Source organism: Mycolicibacterium arcueilense, from assembly GCF_058536225.1.
Genome location: NZ_JBZTYL010000007.1, coordinates 665,683 through 683,578 on the forward strand (window position 1 = coordinate 665,683; position 17,896 = coordinate 683,578).

The 17,896-nt window shown below is 67.2% G+C and carries 17 protein-coding genes and 1 pseudogene; 10 read left to right on the forward strand and 8 right to left on the reverse strand.

Annotation, left to right across the window (positions count from 1 at the left end):
* Together AC4LGL_RS07360 and AC4LGL_RS07365 are read right to left on the reverse strand one after the other, a co-directional pair.
* Nucleotides 1-4,521, reverse strand: a complete 4,521-nt coding sequence (locus tag AC4LGL_RS07360; protein ID WP_491838142.1) for an ATP-dependent helicase — start codon at nt 4,519-4,521, stop codon at nt 1-3.
* Nucleotides 4,522-4,557: 36 nt separating this feature from the next.
* On the reverse strand, nt 4,558-5,211 hold the full coding sequence (locus AC4LGL_RS07365) for a TetR/AcrR family transcriptional regulator (protein ID WP_491838143.1): 654 nt from the start codon (nt 5,209-5,211) through the stop codon (nt 4,558-4,560).
* Nucleotides 5,212-5,273: 62 nt separating this feature from the next.
* Between AC4LGL_RS07365 and AC4LGL_RS07370 the strand changes: the two genes are divergently transcribed.
* Together AC4LGL_RS07370 and AC4LGL_RS07375 are read left to right on the forward strand one after the other, a co-directional pair.
* Complete coding sequence (locus AC4LGL_RS07370) at nt 5,274-6,665, forward strand: cytochrome P450 (RefSeq protein WP_491838144.1); 1,392 nt, start codon at nt 5,274-5,276, stop codon at nt 6,663-6,665.
* An 80-nt stretch (nt 6,666-6,745) separates the two neighbouring features.
* Nucleotides 6,746-8,197: a lipase maturation factor family protein gene (locus AC4LGL_RS07375; RefSeq protein ID WP_491838145.1), complete on the forward strand. Its 1,452-nt coding sequence runs from the start codon at nt 6,746-6,748 to the stop codon at nt 8,195-8,197.
* On the opposite strand, the gene AC4LGL_RS07380 is transcribed toward AC4LGL_RS07375, so the two are convergent.
* From AC4LGL_RS07380 to AC4LGL_RS07390, 3 genes are read right to left on the reverse strand one after another with little or no spacing between them, the layout of a single operon-like run.
* Nucleotides 8,177-8,980 carry an SDR family NAD(P)-dependent oxidoreductase gene (locus tag AC4LGL_RS07380; RefSeq protein WP_491838146.1) on the reverse strand — a complete coding sequence of 268 codons (804 nt, stop codon included), beginning with the start codon at nt 8,978-8,980 and terminating at the stop codon, nt 8,177-8,179. The two genes, AC4LGL_RS07375 and AC4LGL_RS07380, sit on opposite strands and share 21 nt — an antisense overlap.
* Before the next feature lie 9 nt (nt 8,981-8,989).
* Entirely contained in the window at nt 8,990-9,907 is a 918-nt protein-coding gene (locus tag AC4LGL_RS07385; RefSeq protein WP_491838147.1) for a metallophosphoesterase family protein, read from the reverse strand.
* On the reverse strand, nt 9,904-10,266 hold the full coding sequence (locus AC4LGL_RS07390) for a cupredoxin domain-containing protein (protein WP_491838148.1): 363 nt from the start codon (nt 10,264-10,266) through the stop codon (nt 9,904-9,906). The genes AC4LGL_RS07385 and AC4LGL_RS07390 overlap by 4 nt, the downstream gene beginning before the upstream one ends.
* Before the next feature lie 189 nt (nt 10,267-10,455).
* Here AC4LGL_RS07390 and AC4LGL_RS07395 point away from each other — a divergent pair.
* The 3 genes and pseudogenes from AC4LGL_RS07395 to AC4LGL_RS07405 all read left to right on the forward strand — a co-directional run.
* A pseudogene (locus tag AC4LGL_RS07395) lies at nt 10,456-10,671 on the forward strand (RNA polymerase sigma factor); the annotation flags it as partial.
* A 30-nt stretch (nt 10,672-10,701) separates the two neighbouring features.
* Nucleotides 10,702-11,412: a Rieske (2Fe-2S) protein gene (locus tag AC4LGL_RS07400; RefSeq protein WP_491839293.1), complete on the forward strand. Its 711-nt coding sequence runs from the start codon at nt 10,702-10,704 to the stop codon at nt 11,410-11,412.
* Between the two features lie 82 nt (nt 11,413-11,494).
* A complete protein-coding gene (locus tag AC4LGL_RS07405; protein WP_491838149.1) occupies nt 11,495-11,743 on the forward strand; it encodes a hypothetical protein in 249 nt (82 codons plus the stop codon).
* Between the two features lie 5 nt (nt 11,744-11,748).
* Here the strand turns inward: AC4LGL_RS07405 and amaB are convergent, their stop codons facing one another.
* Nucleotides 11,749-13,299: an L-piperidine-6-carboxylate dehydrogenase gene (amaB, locus tag AC4LGL_RS07410; RefSeq protein ID WP_491838150.1), complete on the reverse strand. Its 1,551-nt coding sequence runs from the start codon at nt 13,297-13,299 to the stop codon at nt 11,749-11,751.
* A gap of 42 nt (nt 13,300-13,341) precedes the next feature.
* Between amaB and AC4LGL_RS07415 the strand changes: the two genes are divergently transcribed.
* Nucleotides 13,342-13,806 (forward strand): Lrp/AsnC family transcriptional regulator, encoded by a 465-nt coding sequence (locus AC4LGL_RS07415; protein ID WP_491838151.1) that lies wholly within the window; start codon nt 13,342-13,344, stop codon nt 13,804-13,806.
* 52 nt (nt 13,807-13,858) lie between these two features.
* On the forward strand, nt 13,859-15,193 hold the full coding sequence (lat, locus tag AC4LGL_RS07420) for an L-lysine 6-transaminase (RefSeq protein ID WP_491838152.1): 1,335 nt from the start codon (nt 13,859-13,861) through the stop codon (nt 15,191-15,193).
* Here the strand turns inward: lat and AC4LGL_RS07425 are convergent.
* Nucleotides 15,190-15,753 carry a restriction endonuclease gene (locus tag AC4LGL_RS07425; RefSeq protein WP_491838153.1) on the reverse strand — a complete coding sequence of 188 codons (564 nt, stop codon included), beginning with the start codon at nt 15,751-15,753 and terminating at the stop codon, nt 15,190-15,192. The genes lat and AC4LGL_RS07425 overlap by 4 nt on opposite strands.
* A gap of 72 nt (nt 15,754-15,825) precedes the next feature.
* Between AC4LGL_RS07425 and AC4LGL_RS07430 the strand changes: the two genes are divergently transcribed.
* Genes AC4LGL_RS07430 through usfY form a run of 3 tightly spaced genes read left to right on the forward strand, consistent with a single transcriptional unit; the run spans nt 15,826 to nt 17,481 of the window.
* Complete coding sequence (locus tag AC4LGL_RS07430) at nt 15,826-16,512, forward strand: PAS and ANTAR domain-containing protein (RefSeq protein ID WP_491838154.1); 687 nt, start codon at nt 15,826-15,828, stop codon at nt 16,510-16,512.
* Between the two features lie 30 nt (nt 16,513-16,542).
* A complete protein-coding gene (locus AC4LGL_RS07435) occupies nt 16,543-17,160 on the forward strand; it encodes a flavodoxin family protein (protein WP_491838155.1) in 618 nt (205 codons plus the stop codon).
* A gap of 12 nt (nt 17,161-17,172) precedes the next feature.
* Nucleotides 17,173-17,481, forward strand: coding sequence for a protein UsfY (gene usfY, locus AC4LGL_RS07440; RefSeq protein ID WP_491838156.1), 309 nt, complete (start codon nt 17,173-17,175; stop codon nt 17,479-17,481).
* Nucleotides 17,482-17,545: 64 nt separating this feature from the next.
* Here usfY and mbp1 read toward each other — a convergent pair whose 3' ends face one another.
* Complete coding sequence (gene mbp1 / locus AC4LGL_RS07445) at nt 17,546-17,788, reverse strand: microaggregate-binding protein 1 (protein WP_029107199.1); 243 nt, start codon at nt 17,786-17,788, stop codon at nt 17,546-17,548.
* Nucleotides 17,789-17,896: the final 108 nt, after the last annotated feature.

The window sequence follows — 17,896 nt, forward strand, 5'->3', positions numbered from 1 at the left end:
CTACCTCAGTCGCAAACCACGCGGGGTGCGGGCGAACCCGACGCCGAGCAGCGCCTCTTGCACGGTGGCGCGATCCTCGTCGACCCCGGGATCGAGTACGGCCACCCCGTTGATCCGCTCGACCAGTAGTGACGGCATGCGCCCGGCGCTCACGAGTTCGGCCAGAGCGCCTGCGGCGGCCCGTTGCGTGTCGGGATCGGAGGTGAAGCTGAGCAGGGTCTTGCCACCACGCTCCAGGAACCAGACCAACTGCCCGTCGACGAGTGCGACGAGGGCACCGGCCTTGCGGCCGGGTCGATGGGCATCGGAGTCGCCTGAGCGATCGGGCCAGGCCAACGCGGCGCCGTACGGGTTGGCCGGGTCGGTCGCGGCGAGCATCACGGCGTGGTACTCGGGGCGCCGGGGATCGACGCCGTCGAGATAGGACCGGAGTCGGTCGACGGTCGAGGCCGCCGCGAACTGGGCCCCGCCGAGTGACTCGACGAAGTAGCCCCGCTGGCAGCGGCCGGCGTCCTCGAATGCACTCAGCACCTTGTACAACGTGGCGAACCCGCCCGGCACGCCCTCGGCTGCCGCTGCCCCCTTGGTCAGCACCCCGTGCCGGTTCAACAGCAGCTCGGCCTGGAAGTGCGCCCGCACGGTCGAATCCGGTTCGGCACCAGGTAGTGTCGACCACCGGCCGGACACCATCGGATCAGCCGCGCGGCTGTGCGGGCGTGCGACGCTGTAGCGGCTGAGCCGGGGTGGACGCTGACGCTGACGGTGTGCGGGTGCCCCTGACCGTCGGGGACCCGACAGCATCGCCCGCACCGGTGCGAAGGTGTCTCCGGTGATCCAGCCGGCCCAGATCAGTTCCCACAGCGCCGTTTTGAGCTCGGATTCGGCGGTTTGATCGGCCAGCTGACGGAAGAAATACGCCCCGCCGTGCCCGAGCGTCTCCATGATGGCCCGGTGGGTGTCGGTGAACTCGATCTCTGCAGGGATCAGTAGCGTCAGTGGCGCAGTCTCGGCCAGGTGGAACGTCACCCAACCGTCACTGCTGCCGATCTGCCCGGCACCGGACCACATGACCTCCCCGGAAGCGAGCAGCTCATCCAACATCGCCGGCTGATAGTCGCGAACCCGCTGCCCGAACACCAGCGATTCCACGGCCGACGCGGGCAGGAGGACTCCGGACAGTTGCTCGATCACCGAGGCCAACCCGTCGATACCAGCGCTGTGGTTGGACCCCACGTGCTGCCAGGACGGCAGGAAGCGGCCATAGGCGGCGATGCTGACGGGCTCGACCTGGGCGCGCAACGCGGCCAATGAGCGACGGCGCAGGATGCGCAGTACCTCGGCGTCGCACCACTGATCGCCGGGAAGATCATCGACGAACTCGCCGCGCACCAGCCGGCCGTCGACAGCCATGCGGCCCAACACATCTGCGGTCACCCGCAGGCCGAGCCCGAACCGCACGGCGACCTCGGTGGTGGTGAACGGGCCGTGGGTACGGGCGTAGCGTCCGATCAGATCCCCGAGGGGGTCGTCGATGGATTCGGTGAATGCCATGGGCACCCCGACGGGTACCGGCGCCCCGACCCCGTCGCGCAACAGTCCGATGTCTTCTACTGCTGCCCACCAGGTCTGGCCGGCGTAGGTCACGGGCAGCGCGCGTTTGGCGGAGTGCAGCCCGTCGAGCCAGCCCCCGATGGTGTCGGTGGTGGCGCGCTCGGCGATCTCGGCCTCAGTGAGCGGGCCCAGCATCCGCAACAGGTCGGCCACGGCCTCGGCGTCGCGCGCGGCTCGTTCTTCCGTCAGGTGTTGCAGCTGTGCCGAAGTAGAGGCGACGACCGCCGGATCCAGCAGTTCGCGGAGTTCCACCCGGCCGAGCAGTTCGGAGAGCAGCACGGTGTCCAAGGCCAGCGCGGCCGCGCGCCGCTCGGCCAGCGGACTGTCGCCCTCGTACATGAACGCACCCACGTAGCCGAACAACAGCGAGGCCGCGAACGGTGACGGGGTGGCGGTCTCCACCTCGAGCACGCGCAGCCGGCGTTGGGCCACCCGGCGCATCAGCTCGGTCAGGGCGGGAACGTCGTAGACGTCCTGCAGGCATTCGCGCACGGTTTCCAGCACGATCGGGAAGTCCGGGTACTTGCGGGCGATGTCGAGCAGTTGCGCGGCGCGTTGCCGTTGATGCCACAACGGGGATCGCTTGCCGGGGTGCCGGCGCGGCAGCAGCAGGGCTCTCGCGGCGCATTCGCGGAAGCGGGACGCGAACAACGCCGAACCGCCCACCTCGGCCGTGACGATGGGTTCGATCTCGTCGGCGTCGAACACGAACAGGTCTGCACCGGGCGGGGTTTCGCCGCTGTCGGGCAGCCGCACGATGATGCCGTCGTCTGAGGCGGTGGGCTTCTCGTCGATGCCGTAGCGTTCCCGCAACCGTCGACCGACCGCCAGGGCCAGCGGCCCGTGGACCCGCAGGCCGTACGGAGAATGCAGGATCACCCGCCAGTCGCCCAGCTCATCCCGGAAACACTCCACCACAAAAGTGCTGTCGCTGGGGACCACACCGGTGGCCTCGCGCTGGTCGTGCAACAGCTGGTACAGGTTGTCGGTGGCGAAACCGGCGAAACCCATTGTCTGGCAACGCTCATCGAACTCAGCGCGATTTAGCGCGGCGAGTTCCCCGGTGAATGCCCCGACCGCCTCGCCCAATTCGGCGGGCCGTCCCACGCTGTCGCCACGCCAGAACGGCAGCCGGGCCGGCTGACCCGGGGCGGGGATCACCAGAACCCGGTCGTGGGTGATCTCGGTGATCCGCCAACTGGTTGCGCCCAGGGAGATGACGTCGCCGGGGCGAGATTCGTAGACCATCTCTTCGTCGAGTTCGCCGACCCGGGAAGGCTTTTCCGATTCGGTGGCCAGGTACACGGTGAACAGCCCGCGATCTGGGATGGCCCCGCCGGAGGTGACTGCCAGGCGCTGGGCGCCCGGGCGGCCGGTCAGGATGCCGTGGTCGCGGTCGTAGACCAGGCGTGGCCGCAGCTCGGCGAACTCGGTGGACGGATACTTGCCGGACAACAGGTCCAACGTGGCTTCGAACGCACTGCGCGGGAGCGTGGCGAACGGAGCGCTGCGGCGCACCGCGTCGAACCATGCGTCGGCATCCACCGGCTCCAGGGCGGCCGCCGCCACCGTGTGCTGGGCCAGCACGTCGAGCGGGTTGGCCGGCACGTGCATGGTCTCGATGTCACCGGAGCGCATGCGCTGCACCGTCACCGCGCAGCCGATCAGATCGGTGCGGTGCTTCGGGAACAGCACGCCCTGGGAGATCTCGCCGACCTGGTGCCCGGCACGTCCGATGCGCTGCAGCCCGCTGGCCACCGACGGCGGCGACTCGACCTGGATCACCAGATCGACCGCACCCATGTCGATGCCCAGCTCCAGGCTGGAGGTGGCGACCACGGCGCGTAACCGGCCGGTCTTGAGGTCGTCTTCGACCTGGGCCCGCTGCTCCTTGCTGACCGAACCGTGGTGCGCGCGGGCCAGTAGCGTCGGCGCGCCGTTGGCCTGACCGCTGGCCATGAGTTGGGCCGGGGCGCCACCACCCACCTGCGGATTGTGGTCGAGTGAGAGCTCGACTCCGGTCCGTTCGGCGTGGATCTCGTTGAGACGTGAGGTCAGCCGTTCGGCCAGCCGGCGGGAGTTGGCGAACACGATCGAGGACTGGTGTGACTCGATCAGGTCGACGATGCGCTCCTCGACGTCGGGCCAGATGCTGTTGTTGTCGAGGTTGGCCATGTCCGGCACCGGGACCTGCACGGAGAGGTCGAAGGTCTTGCCGGACGGCGGGGCGACGATGGTGGTGGGGGCCTGGCCCGACAGGAACCGGGCCACCTCCTCGGGAGGACGCACCGTGGCCGACAACCCGATCCGCTGGGCGGGTTTGTCGAGCAGCTGGTCGAGCCGTTCGAGTGAAAGGGCCAGGTGCGCACCACGTTTGGTGGCGGCGACGGCGTGGACCTCGTCGACGATCACGGTCCGGACGTTGGCAAGGGTCTCGCGGGCCGCCGAGGTCAGCATGAGGAACAGGGATTCCGGCGTGGTGATCAGGATGTCGGGCGGCTTGGCCAGCATCGCGCGGCGCGCACTGGGCGGGGTGTCCCCGGAGCGGACGCCGACGCTGATGGACGGGGCCGGCACCCCGTGACGTTCGGCCACCCGGGTGATCCCGGTCAGCGGGGTGCGCAGGTTGCGTTCGACGTCGACGGCCAGGGCCTTGAGCGGCGATACGTAGAGCACGGTGGTGCCGGAGCGGGGATCGGGCGGCAACTGGGCCAGCTCGTCGATGGCCCACAGGAACGCGGCGAGGGTCTTACCCGACCCAGTGGGGGCGATGACCAGGGTGTTGCGCCCCTCGGCGATGGCGGACCAGGCCTGGGCCTGGGCGGCCGTCGGGGCCGGGAAGGCGGCCGTGAACCACTCCCGGGTCAGCGCACTGAACCGGGCCAGCGGGTCTGCCGGCGTGGTGGTCATCTAGCCATCCTGCCGCGCAGCACCGACAAGTGGGTTTCAGCGGTGTTCGGGAGCAGCCGCACACACCAGTTCGGCGGGCAGGCCCGGCACCCGGCCGATGGCGTCGAGCAGGGCGTGCGCGCAGCTGTCGGCGACGAATCCCGCGTCGATCGAGGGGTCCTTGAGCCGTTGTCGGCACATCTCAAAGGTCAGGGCCAGCCAGCCGTACACGGTGGCCCGCAGATCGCGTTCGACCTTGGCGTCGAGGGGCTCGGATATCGCGTCGCTGATCCGGCCCATGATCCGGTCGGCCTGGCGGTCGTTGTCGATGTCGTCGACGCCGCGCAGCACTGGGTCGGTGCGACCCAGACCCATGTACGCGGCCCAAGCGCCGTGCGGATGCTCCTCGTCGTAGCGCAGATAGGCCAGAACGCCGGCGCGCAGCTGGCCGAACAGGCTCTGACCAGGCTCGGGAGGCGTGCTGGTGGCCTCGAACAACCGCTCGCCCTCGGCTCGGACGACGGCGGCGAAGAAGGCCCGCTTGTCGGGGAAGTAGTGGTACATCAGGGCGCGAGAGACCCCGGCGCGCTCAGCGATCTCGTCGATGCGGACCTCGTCGTACGGTCGCTGGCCGAACACCTCGGCTCCCAGCGCTAACAGCTCGTTGCGTCTGTCGGCGGGGGACAGCCGGCGTCTCGACTCGGCACCCACGACTGCAGCCTAACGCCAGGCCCTTACTTGACACATGTATAACAAGGCGGAAATCTGGTGTCATGACCGTCGTGGGCGCGCGGACCTCACCTGAAGGTGCCAAGTATCCGAAACTGCCCCACCCACCGCGGCGGGTGCCCCTGCTCGGTGACATCTTCGGTCTGCAGCCGGATTCCTCGATGCAGAACGCCATGGGCATGGCCGAGCTGGGGCCCATCTGCGAGTTCCGGTTCCTGGGTGCCCGTTACGTGGTGGCCGCCGGTGCCGACGCGGTCAACGATCTCAACGACGAAACCCGGTTCTGCAAGCATGTGGGCCCCGATATCGAGGCCCTGCGGATCGTGGCGGGCGATGGACTGTTCACCGCCTACAACGACGAGCCGAACTGGCTCACGGCGCATCAACTGCTGATGCCGGCGTTCAGCCAGTCCGCGATGCGCCGCTATCACGCGGTGATGTTCGACGTCGCCGACGAGCTCACCGACCATTGGGATCAGCAGGCCGGCGCCGGCGAAACCGTCGATGTCTCGGCCGACACCACCCGGGTCACCCTGGAGACCATCGGGCGGTGCACTGCCGGGTACTCGTTCCGGTGTTTCCAGAGCGACACCGTCCACCCGTTCGTTGCCCACATGGTCTCGGCGCTGCTGGCCGCTGACCGCCTCGGGGTGCTGCGGGAAACATTCCTGCCCCCGTTCGCCTACCGGCGCTACGAGCACCGGCTCCACCGCGACGCACGTTATCTGCACGGCCTGGCCGACGACATCGTCGCCGCACGGCGGACACAGCCATCGGGGCGCCACGACGACCTGCTGCAAATCATGCTGGAGTCCGATCTCGACGCCGCCAACATTCGCTACCAGCTGATCAACTTCTTGATCGCCGGCCACGAAACTACCTCCGGTGCCTTGTCATTCGCGCTGTACTTCCTGTCGCGGCACCCGGAGGTGCTGGCCCGGGCCCGCGCCGAGGTCGAGGAGGTGTGGGGCGACGAGCAGCGGCCCGAGTTCGAGAAGGTCGCCAAATTACGGTATGTCCGGCGCGTTCTCGACGAGTCATTGCGGTTGCAGCCGACGGTTCCGGCCTACTACCGGGCGGCCCGCGAGGACACCGTGCTGGCCGGAATGCACCCGATGCGCAAGGGTGACTGGGCGCTGGCCCTGACCTCGACCCTGCACCGGGATCCGCGCTGGGGGCACGACCCTGAGGCATTCGACCCCGACCGGTTCACCCCGGAGCAGATGCGGACGCGCCCCGGTGGCCTGTACAAGCCGTTCGGGACCGGTGAAAGATCTTGCATAGGTAGACAGTTCGCCCTCCATGAAGCCGTGTTGATGCTCGCCGTGCTGATCCGCCGCTATGACCTGATCGCCGATCCGGACTACACGCTGCAGGTGCAGGAGCGCCTGACCATGATGCCGGCCGGCTTCCGGTTGACCCTGCGGCGCCGCTAGCGTCGGCGTACCGCGCATGAAATGCCCCGATTCGGGGTACCGTTCTCGTGGACAGACCCGCAACGTCGTCAGGTCCGCGCATGGAATGGTTCATCGCAGACGAATACTGGTTGGCCCGACAGGTATTGCAGCGGGGAACCGCCGCGATCTACCTGATCGCGTTCATCGTGGCGGCCCGGCAGTTCCGCGGCCTCCTCGGTGCGCGCGGCCTGCTGCCGATCCCGCGATTCCTGGCTGCCAACTCATTCCGCAGCGCCCCGAGCCTGTTTCAGTTTCACTACACCGACCGCTTCTTCGCCGGCGTGTGCGCAACGGGTGCGTTGCTCGCCGCCGCCCTGCTCGTCGGTTGCGGCGACATGGTGCCGCTGTGGGTCGCGATGCCGGCCTGGCTGCTCCTGTGGGCGCTGTACCTGTCGATCGTGAACGTCGGCCAGACGTGGTACTCGTTCGGGTGGGAATCGCTGCTGCTGGAAGCCGGGTTCCTGGTGACCTTCCTGGGCAACGACGACGTCGGCCCTCCGCTGCTGGTGCTGTGGTTGGCCCGGTGGCTCGTGTTCCGGGTCGAGTTCGGCGCCGGGCTGATCAAACTCCGAGGTGATCCGTGCTGGCGCAACCTCACCTGCCTGTACTACCACCATGAAACGCAACCCATGCCGGGGCCGCTGAGCTGGTTCTTCCACCATTTGCCCAAGCCCCTGCACCGAATCGAGGTGGCCGGCAACCACTTTGCCCAACTCATCGTGCCGTTCGCCTTGTTCGCCCCGCAACCGGTGGCCAGTGGGGCCGCGCTCGTCGTGATCGTCACCCAGCTGTGGCTGGTCGCGTCGGGCAACTTCGCCTGGCTCAACTGGATCACCATCGTCCTGGCCTTCAGCGCGGTGTCGGATTCCAGTGCCGCCGCACTGTTCCCGGTTCCTGAACATCAATTCGGCCCGACCCCAGTGTGGTTCATCGTGGCGGTGGTCGGATTCGCGGCCGCGGTGGCGGTGATGAGCTACCTGCCGGCCCGCAACCTCATCTCGAAACGTCAGCGGATGAATGCCTCGTACACCCGCTATCACCTGGTGAATTCGTACGGCGCGTTCGGCACCGTCGGCCGCACCCGTGACGAAGTGGTTTTGGAGGGCACCTCGGACGCCAGCCTGGGTGAGCACACCGTGTGGAAGGAGTACGAGTTCAAGGGCAAGCCCGGCGATGTCCGTCGATGGCCGCGGCAGTTCGCGCCCTATCACCTTCGCTTGGACTGGCTGATGTGGTTCGCCGCCATCTCACCGGCCTACGCCCACGGCTGGCTGCGCATGCTGCTGACCCGGCTGCTGGAGAACGATCGAGACACGCTGAAGCTGCTGCGGTGCAATCCCTTCCCGGACGATCCGCCGCGATACGTGCGGGCGACGCTGTACCGGTACGAGTTCAGCACCTGGACCGAGCTGCGGCACGAACACGTCTGGTGGCACCGCATATCGCTGGGCGTGTACGTGCCGCCGCAATCGTTGCCTGCGGCGGGCCGCTCATCGGCCGGCGCGCAGTGAGCGCTGGTAGCGGCGCATCCCGGCGATCCACCGGTCGTAATCGGAACCCTTGTGCCGGTACATGTCGAGCACCTGCGGGTGCGGCAGCACGAGAAACCGGCCCGACTGCACGGCCTCGACCGTTGCGGTGGCCACCTGTTCTGCACTGATGACCTCGCCGGACTGCACGATCGACGCGGCACCGGCCGCGGCGTCCGGATCGGCCGAAGTACGTACCGCGTCGAGGAGCGGGGTGTCCACACCCAGCGGGCACACACAGCTGACCCCGATGTTGTCATCGCCGTAGGTGATGGCCAGCCATTCGGCGAAGCCGACCGCGGCGTGTTTGGTCACGGCATACCCGGCGGCTCCGATCTGGGACAGTAGACCGGCCGCCGAGGCAAGGGATACGAAGTATCCGCCTCCGCGCGACAACCATTGCGGCACAAGCACTTGCGCGGCGCGGATATGTGCGCGCAGGTTGACGTCCAGGATCGAATCCCAGTCCTCGTCGGTGCCGAGGCCCGGTGCGCCGAGAATCCCGGCGTTGGCGACGTAGATGTCGACCGGGCCGAACTCGGTGGTGGTCAGCTCCTCGATATCGGCGGTGACACCGGCGTCGGCCCGAACACCCAGTGCCTGCCCGCCGCCGGAACGGATCTGGGCCGCCGTCTGCTCGGCCGACTCCGCGTCGAGGTCGGCGGCGACCACGCGTGCACCTGCCGCCGCGAACGATGTGGCCAGCGCACGGCCGATTCCCGATCCGGCGCCGGTGATGACCGCCACCGAGTTCTCAATCTGCATGCCTCCTGCTTACAGCCGGTCCTCCTTGAGCGCCAGTGCCGTGGTGCCCTTGGTGTAGCTGACTTCCCGGATTCCCAGGGCGTCGTGCAGGCGACCGGCAGGGAGGGTCAGCGGTTTGGGCGCCGGACCGTCGCCGGGATGCGGCAGGGGATAGGCGGTGGTGGTACCGCTGTGGAACGTCACGTTGCCCTCGGTCTTCGAGAACAGTTGGTGCACATGACCGTTGAGACAGGTGACCGAGGCGAACCGGCGCAGGTAGCTCAACGCCTGAGTGGCGTCGTCGGTACCCCAGCCCCAGTCCGGGTACATCGCGAACAACGGAATGTGGCTGAACACCACGATCGGAGTGTCCGAGGACAACGGGGCGACGTCCTTCTCGATGAAGTCCAGTTGATCGACGCCGAGATGCCCCAGCTTCTTCAGGTTCAACGTGTTGACCAGCCCGATGACGTGTACCCCGGCGATGTCGAAGCTGTACCACCCGTCGCCGCGGGCGCCCGCTCCGAACACCGACCGGTACTTCTGGCCGGCGTCGTCGACCGAATCGTGTTCGCCGGGCACCGTGAACACGAGCGGTGTCTTGAGGTCGCCCATCATCTGCTTGACCCGATCGAACTGTGCGGGCGTGGACAGGTGCGTGAGATCACCGGTGTGGATGACGAAATCCGGGGTGTAGTCCAGCGAATTGATCTGGTCGATCGCCCGGCCGAAGGACCCGGCCACATCGGTATTGGCGGATCCGTTGAACCCGATATGGCTGTCGGAGACCTGGGCGAAACGCATCGTCGGCCCCGACACCACCGCGGTGGGTTTGACCGCGGCATGCGAGATCACCTCACCGCCGACCACCGCGAGACCGACCGCGGCGCCGAACCAGGCGCCGTGGCGGATGAGTTGGCGACGGCTCATGGCGTGCGAATCGGTCATGAGGTCACCACCACGGTGCCGCGCATGGAGGGGTGAATCGAGCAGATGTAGTCGTAGCTACCCGGTTTGGTGAAGGTGAAGCTGAAGGTGGCGTTGGAGTCCATGCCGGGGGAGCGGAACGAGCCGTCGCCGGCCGCGACGGTGTGCGGTTCCTCGTCGTGATTGGTCCACGTCACGGTGTCGCCACGGTGCACCGTCAGCGTGGCGGGAGCGAACGCGAAGTTGTCGATGCTGACGGCGGTTCCGGGGACCGGTGCCGACGATGTGCTTGCCGGCGCGGCCGGCGCACCGGAGCACGCGGACGCCGCCGTTATTGCCAGGGCGGCAACGGCCGCAGAGGCAGGGAATCGTCGGACCATCGGAACCTCCGTTGTGTCGAGAGCGGCGCAGAAACGGTCATCAGGAGATAGCGCGCCGGGTTACACCGGTGGATGCTGGTCAGATGCGGACGCCGTTCGCGTGTAACCCGCCGCTCTATCTAGGTGTGCGGGAGCCTGCTCCGGGTTCCCGCATGGTGAAAGGCGGGTGGCCGGTGCTGAGGATGCTCGATGCCTGTCGGACGTGAGCGCCCGGAACTGCGGATCGTGCCGGAGGGGTGTTATCCGAGCTGGGACGCCGTGTACGACGACAACCTGACGTGGGTGTACCGATTGCTCTACGCGCGGTTGGGCAGCCACGCCGACGCCGAGGACCTGACCTCGGAGGTCTTCTTGGCCGCGCTTCGGCCGCTGCGGCTCTCGGCGAGCGTGGCCGAGGTCCGCTCTGGCCGCTCAGATCAACGAGGGAGAGTCACGGTGACCAGGCGCGGGGTACGCAAATACGTCGACGATCTACTCGCCGGGCGACGACCCGAATCCTTCCCGGCCGACGACTTCGACGCCGCACAGATTCGCGCGGCGATCGAACTGCGGGCAGCACGTCCCGACGCAGTCGAACCCCGGCCGGAGTTCGTCGATGACCTCAAGAGCCGTATCGCCCAACAGCTTTCCCATGCAGAAGCGGACGAACCGGCGCGGCCGGGGCCGTCGGCCACCCGCCGGCAGGTCATCGTGGGCACCGCCGCGGCGGCGACCGCGGCCGTCGCCGCCGTATCGATCGACCATGTCGTGTCCGACCGGGAGCAGCCCACCGAGCCTGCGCAGGCCGACGGTGCTGACCTGGTGCCCAACGACGGCGAGTGGCTGCCGGTGGCGAGAAGCGCCGATCTCGCAGAGGGTTCCGTGCTGTCGTTCGACCTCGGCACGGTGTCGGGATTCGTCCGGCGGGCGGGAGGAAAGGTCGATGCCGTATCGGGGGTATGCACCCATCAGGGGTGCAAGCTGTGGTTCGACGGCGCCGTGGACAGCCTTCGCTGCCCGTGCCACGTGACGTCGTTCTCGCCGGCCGGCCAGGTACTCACACACCAACTTCCGATCGCGCCGAAGCCGTTGCCGCACTTCGATGTCCGAGAGCGAGGCGGGAGCATCGAGGTGTTGGCCCCACGGCCGCCGGAGCGGCCGGCCTGAACCGGATGTAACCACAGTGCGTATCGATAGGTGAAACCTACGGATGCGGGAGGGCCTCCAGATGAACCGATCGATATGCGCTGTGGCAGTGGTAGTGGGGTTCCTGGGTGCTGCCGCCCCGGCCTCGGCAGCACCCACCGGCGGTACCAGAGCCGCCGATGTGGTGCGGGACCTGACGGCTGCCGGGTACACCGTTCAGATCAACGGGGACAACGGAGTTCCGCTGTCGCAGTGCAGGGTGACCGATGTGCACGGGGTGCCCGCCACACGCACCACCGCGCTGCAGTTCACCACCGTGTACGTCGACGTCGTGTGTCAACAGGACGGCTGAGCCGGCTAGCCGAAGTGCACGCCCTGAGCCAGTGGCAGCTCGGAGGAATAGTTGACCGTGTTGGTCGCGCGACGCATGTACGCCTTCCAGGCATCCGAGCCTGATTCGCGGCCACCGCCGGTGTGCTTCTCGCCGCCGAACGCCCCGCCGATCTCGGCGCCCGACGTCCCGATGTTGACATTGGCGATACCGCAGTCGGATCCGTCGGCGGCCATGAACCGCTCGGCCTCGCGCACATCGGTGGTGAAGATGGCCGAGGAAAGCCCTTGTGGCACCGCATTGTTCAGGGCGATCGCGTCGTCGATATCGTCGTAGGTCAGGACGTAGAGAATCGGCGCGAACGTCTCGGTGTGCACCACCGCGGATTGCGCAGGCATCCGGACCACTGCGGGAGCCACGTAGAACGCGCCCTCGTCACCCAGGTCGTGACGCTCACCGCCGAACACCTCGCCGCCATCGGCGCGGGCCTGCTCCAACGCCCCGACCATGTCGCGATAGGCGCGGGTGTGGATGAGCGGGCCGACCAGGGTGCTGTCCACACTCGGATCACCGACGGGCAGGCTCTGGTAGGCCGCGACGATTCGGGACACCAGGTCGTCGGCAATGGACGAGTGCACGATCAACCGGCGCAGCGTGGTGCAGCGTTGTCCCGCGGTGCCCGCGGCGGAGAACACGATGGCGCGCACGGCGAGATCCAGATCGGCCGAGGGAGTCACGATCGCGGCATTGTTGCCACCCAACTCGAGCAGCGCCTTGCCGAACCGGGCGGCAACGCGCGGACCCACCTGTTGGCCCATCCGCACCGAACCGGTCGCGCTGAGCAGCGCCACCCGCGGATCGTCGACCAGTCGTTCACCCAACTCGCGCCCGCCGAGGATCAGCCGGCTCACTTCCGTGGGCGCACCGACATCGGTTGCGGCGCGTTCGATCAGCGCCTGACAGGCGATCGCGGTCAGGGGAGTCAGCTCAGAGGGTTTCCACACCACGGTATCGCCGCACACCAGGGCGATCGCGGTGTTCCACGCCCACACCGCAACCGGAAAGTTGAACGCGGTGATCACGCCGACGACGCCCAGCGGGTGCCACGTCTCCATCAGTCGGTGCCCGGGACGTTCGGAAGCGATGGTGCGACCGTACAACTGGCGTGACAGCCCGACCGCGAACTGGCAGACGTCGATCATTTCCTGGACCTCGCCCAGTGCCTCTGAGGTGATCTTGCCCGCCTCCACCGTCACCAGTGTCGCCAGATCTGCCTTGTGCTCGACGAGCAACTCGCCCAGCCGCGCCACCAACGCGCCGCGTACCGGTGCCGGAGTGGTGCGCCATGTCGAGAAGGCCTGTGCCGCAGCGGTGATCGCAGCATCGACCTGATCGGGACTGTCCTCTGGCAGCGTGAACAATACGTCGCCGCTGATCGGGGTGCTGGCGTGCAGGCCGGGACCCGGGGCGGTCGGTTCACCCAGTTCCGCCGTCGCCCCCACAGCATCGAGAGCCTGCCGTACCCGCCGGCGCAACACCTCTGCCGTGGGGAGGTCGGTCCGTTCGGTGGTGGTCATCGTCTGCCTTTCTGGTTGGTGGCGGCGTTACAGTTTCCGACCATGGGTGAAGCCGACGAGCACGTGCTGGACGACACCGACCGGACTCTCGTCCGCGCGCTGGTGGCCGACGGCAGGGCCACACTGGCGCAGCTGGCCGCAGTGGCCGGATTGTCGGTCTCGGCGGTGCAGGCGCGGGTGCGCCGGTTGGAGTCGCGGGGCGTGGTGACCGGATACGCTGCGCGGCTCAACCCCGAGGCGCTGGGCAACATGCTCTCGGCGTTCGTCGCCATCACCCCTCTCGATCCGTCTCAACCCGATGATGCACCCGCCCGGTTGCAGCACATCCCCGAAATCGAGTCGTGTCACTCGGTGGCCGGTGACGAGAGCTACGTCCTGCTGGTTCGGGTGGCCTCGGCGCGGGCGTTGGAGGACCTGCTCCAGCGGATCAGGACCGCTGCCAACGTCCGCACGCGCAGCACGATCATCTTGCAGACATTTTACAGCGGACGAGACTACGTTCCGTAACGATTACGGTTTAGTCCCATATTCACCGTAAAGATTCCGCTAAGATGGTGTCATGACTGCAGTGTTGACACCTACGCCGCAGGTAACGCCTGACCAGGTACGAGCCGTCCTGGCCCGCAGCATCCTGACCGACGGCTTCGATTTCGTCCTCGACCTCGACCGCTCCCGGGGCTCCTATCTGGTGGATGCACGTACCGGCGACCGTTTCCTGGACATGTTCACCTTCTTCGCTTCGTCCGCGCTCGGGATGAACCATCCGGCGCTGGCCGACGACGAACATTTCCGGGCCGAACTGGCCCGGGTCGCGGTGAACAAGCCCAGCAATTCCGACATCTACAGCGTGCCGTTGGCCCGATTCGTCGACGCCTTCCGCCGGGTACTCGGAGACCCGGACCTTCCGCACCTGTTCTTCGTCGACGGCGGAGCCCTGGCGGTCGAGAATGCTCTCAAGGTGGCGTTCGACTGGAAGAGCCGCCACAACGAGGCCCGCGGGATCGACGCGGCCCTCGGTACCAAGGTGCTCCACCTGCGCGGAGCCTTCCACGGCCGCAGCGGATACACGATGTCGCTGACCAACACCGACCCGGTGAAGGTGGCCCGCTTCCCCAAGTTCGACTGGCCCCGCATGGATGCCCCGTACCTGCGACCAGGGGTGGATATTGCTGCGGTCGAAGCTGATTCGCTACGGCAGGCAAGGGCGGCGTTCGAGGCCAACCCGGACGACATCGCCTGCTTCATCGCCGAGCCGATCCAGGGTGAGGGTGGTGACCGGCACATGCGGCCGCAGTTCTTCTCCGCGATGCGGGAGCTATGCGACGAATTCGACGCCCTGCTGATCTTCGACGAGGTGCAGACCGGGTGTGGTATCACCGGAACCGCCTGGGCCTACCAGCAATTGGGAGTCACGCCGGATATCGTCGCGTTCGGCAAGAAAACCCAGGTGTGTGGCGTGATGGCCGGCCGGCGGGTCGACGAGGTCGTCGACAACGTGTTCACCGCCAGCTCGCGGATCAACTCCACCTGGGGTGGCAACCTGGTCGACATGGTGCGGTCGCGCCGCATCCTGGAGGTCATCGAGTCCGACGGACTGTTGCGCAATGCCGCGCTGATCGGCGACTACCTTCTCGGCCAGTTACGGGAGTTGGCAGTGGATTTCGCCGATACCGTGCTCGATCCGCGAGGGCGCGGTCTGATGTGCGCATTCAGCCTGCCTTCGCCCGCCGCCCGCGACGAGCTGATTCGCCGGTTGTGGGGCAGCCACGTCATCATGCTGCCGAGCGGCACCGACTCGGTGCGGTTCCGGCCGGCGCTGACCGTCACGCGTACCGAGATCGATGCGTGCCTCGACGCGGTGCGGGCTGCACTGAGATCACCGCTGGCGGGCTAGGGCGCACGTTCCGCCGACGCCGCGCGACGCAGGATCGACTTGAGCCTGGGCAACTCTGCTCCGCCCACCAGCTCGCACCCGTGCAGTTCGGCGAGTTTGCGTGCAGCCGGGGTGAATTCGTTGTTGGTGACCACCATGGTCCTGGCACAATCCTGCATCGGAGCGCCCGCGACGACCTCCTGTACGGCGCCGGCCCCCACCGGACGTGACAGGCATTTGCACTGCACCGCAATCCGATTGGGCCTGCGACCGACGATCAGATCCACCCCCCAGTCGCCGGTGAGAGGGGTCATGATCACCGGCAGTCCACAGCTGCGGGCCACCTGGGCCACGCGATCCTCGAACTCCAGCCCGGTCATCTGGGTGGCGGCCTGCTCACGGACGCCGGGTGTGCGGGCACCGTGGAAGGCGCCCGCGACGAACCGTGGCGTGGCCGCCAAGGTCAGCGGCAACAGGACGCCGATGACCAGGCTCCATGCCGTGCCGACCCCGGCCAGATGACTTGCGATCGCCGCCGCGACCCCGGCTGCGATGAGGACCTTGATCCGAAGCCGTCTCACAGCGCCGAATGTAGACCTCACCTGTGACAATCAATTGAGTTGCCGCCAGCCCGGCGCGTTATTCTCAACCCCGTGACGAGTGACTCGGCCGAGGGAAACCGCAACTCGCCGATTGAGCATGCCTTTGCCGGCGGTGAGGCGCAGCGGGTCGGCTGGTTCAGGTTCTACTTCGCCGATGAGCGCTGGGAATGGTCGCCGCAGGTGGAGCGGATGCACGGGTATGAACCGGGTACCGCGAACCCGACGACCGAGGTGGTGCTGTCCCACAAGCACCCCGAGGACTACGGGCAGGTGGCAGCCACCCTGCTTGAGATGCGGCGCACCTCGGGTGCGTTCAGCACCCGACACCGGATCATCGATACGGCCGGCGACGTCCACCAGGTCGTCGTCGTCGGGGATCAGCTCTTCGATGACTCCGGCGCGGTCATCGGAACGCACGGTTTCTACGTCGACGTCTCTCCGTCCGTCGCGCGGGCGCGGCAGCAGGCGGTCACCGAGGTGGTGGCCGAGATCGCCGAGGCCCGTGGTGCGATCGAGCAGGCCAAAGGCATGTTGATGCTGATCTACCGGCTCGACGAAGATGCGGCGTTCGAGCTGCTGAAATGGCGGTCACAGGAAACCAACACCAAGCTGCGCCTGCTTGCCGAGCAGCTGGCACGAGATTTTCTGGCGCTCGACTACACCGAGACGCTTCCGAGCCGCGTGGTGTTCGACCGGTTACTGCTCACCGCCCACCAGCGGGTCGGCCCGGAGGTTTAGCCCGTCCCGGTCCTGGGAAGCCTCGGACCCATGACCGCGCCGAACCTGACTGCGCTGGCTTTGGTCTGCAGTCTCAAACGCCGGCCGGCCGAGTCCAGTAGCGAGCTGATCGCCGATCAGGTTCGCGAGAATCTCGGTGTGCTCGGCGTCAGCACCGAGTCGGTCCGGTGCGCAGACTTCATCATCGAGCCCGGGGTCGAAGCCGATATGGGTGGCGACGACCAGTGGCCCGAGATCCGTAGGAAGATTCTGGACGCCGACATCCTGCTGCTGTCGACACCGGTATGGCTCGGGCACCCGGCGAGCATCGCGCAGCGCGTTCTCGAGCGGCTGGATGCCGAGCTTTCCAATACCGACGACGCCGGCCGCCCGGTGTTGGCGGGCAAAGTGGCGCTGGTGTCGGTTGTCGGCAACGAGGACGGCGCGCACAAGACGGTCGCCGATCTCTTCCAGGCGCTCAACGACATCGGCTACACCATTCCGGCGCAGGGCTGTACGTACTGGAACGGCGAGGCCATGCACGGCACCGATTACCTGGATCTCGACGAGGTGCCCGATCCCGTCGCCGACGCCACCGCCGCGGCCGCGCGCAACGCGGCGCACCTGGCCGGACTACTCAAGGTCGGCCAATACCCGCGCTATGAGTGAAAGGGAGAAACAATGAAAGGTCCCGACGACCCCGTCGACCACACCAGGACAACCAGGCCGCATGCCGGCGAGTCGATGAAAGACAACCGCAACATGCCCGCTCTGATCCTGGTCGGTGTGGGTCTGGTGATGTTTGTTGCATGCCTGGTCGGCTTCGCGACCGGTAACACCGGAGCAGCGGTGGTGCTCGCGATTCTCGCCGCGGTGGGACTGCTGGGCGGCGGGCTCTGGCTCCTGGTCGCTCACCAGCGCGTGCGTCGCCTCGAAGAACGGTGGTACGCAGAGCATCCCGATGTGATCAGGCAAGCGCCGAACAGCTGACCTGAATACACGAGATGGCCCAGCAACAGGTTGTTGCTGGGCCATCTCTTTCAATCAGGCCGGGCTAGGGACGCTGGCTCGCCTGCTCGCGCTTCTCGGCGGCCTTGGCACCCGCCCGGGCCGATTCGGCTTCGGCCTCCTTCTTGGCGGCGTCCTGCTGCGCATCGGCCTTGTCCTGCTGCGCTTTGCCCTCACGAACGAGGTCTTCGCGCCCGGTCACGGTGCCGACAGCTTCCTTGGCCTTGCCCTTGACGTCCTCGACGACGCCCTTGATGCCTTCTTCAGGTCCTGAGTTCTTCTCGGTCATGCTCTACCTTTCCGCTTCAGGAGTGGATTGGTGTTTACTACGCGGCTTCTCCACGCACACCTTGGATTCCCTGATGCGCAGGCACTAAACGTGACGTGCCTAATCGTG

What these genes read in the sequence shown, in the direction of transcription:
- AC4LGL_RS07360 (WP_491838142.1), bottom strand. Translation starts at nt 4,521, where the DNA reads ATGACCACCACGCCGGCAGACCCGCTGGCCCGGTTCAGTGCGCTGACC.
- AC4LGL_RS07370 (WP_491838144.1), top strand. Translation starts at nt 5,274, where the DNA reads ATGACCGTCGTGGGCGCGCGGACCTCACCTGAAGGTGCCAAGTATCCG.
- AC4LGL_RS07375 (WP_491838145.1), top strand. Translation starts at nt 6,746, where the DNA reads ATGGAATGGTTCATCGCAGACGAATACTGGTTGGCCCGACAGGTATTG.
- AC4LGL_RS07380 (WP_491838146.1), bottom strand. Translation starts at nt 8,980, where the DNA reads ATGCAGATTGAGAACTCGGTGGCGGTCATCACCGGCGCCGGATCGGGA.
- AC4LGL_RS07385 (WP_491838147.1), bottom strand. Translation starts at nt 9,907, where the DNA reads ATGACCGATTCGCACGCCATGAGCCGTCGCCAACTCATCCGCCACGGC.
- AC4LGL_RS07390 (WP_491838148.1), bottom strand. Translation starts at nt 10,266, where the DNA reads ATGGTCCGACGATTCCCTGCCTCTGCGGCCGTTGCCGCCCTGGCAATA.
- amaB (WP_491838150.1), bottom strand. Translation starts at nt 13,299, where the DNA reads ATGACCACCACCGAACGGACCGACCTCCCCACGGCAGAGGTGTTGCGC.
- AC4LGL_RS07415 (WP_491838151.1), top strand. Translation starts at nt 13,342, where the DNA reads ATGGGTGAAGCCGACGAGCACGTGCTGGACGACACCGACCGGACTCTC.
- lat (WP_491838152.1), top strand. Translation starts at nt 13,859, where the DNA reads ATGACTGCAGTGTTGACACCTACGCCGCAGGTAACGCCTGACCAGGTA.
- AC4LGL_RS07435 (WP_491838155.1), top strand. Translation starts at nt 16,543, where the DNA reads ATGACCGCGCCGAACCTGACTGCGCTGGCTTTGGTCTGCAGTCTCAAA.
- usfY (WP_491838156.1), top strand. Translation starts at nt 17,173, where the DNA reads ATGAAAGGTCCCGACGACCCCGTCGACCACACCAGGACAACCAGGCCG.
- mbp1 (WP_029107199.1), bottom strand. Translation starts at nt 17,788, where the DNA reads ATGACCGAGAAGAACTCAGGACCTGAAGAAGGCATCAAGGGCGTCGTC.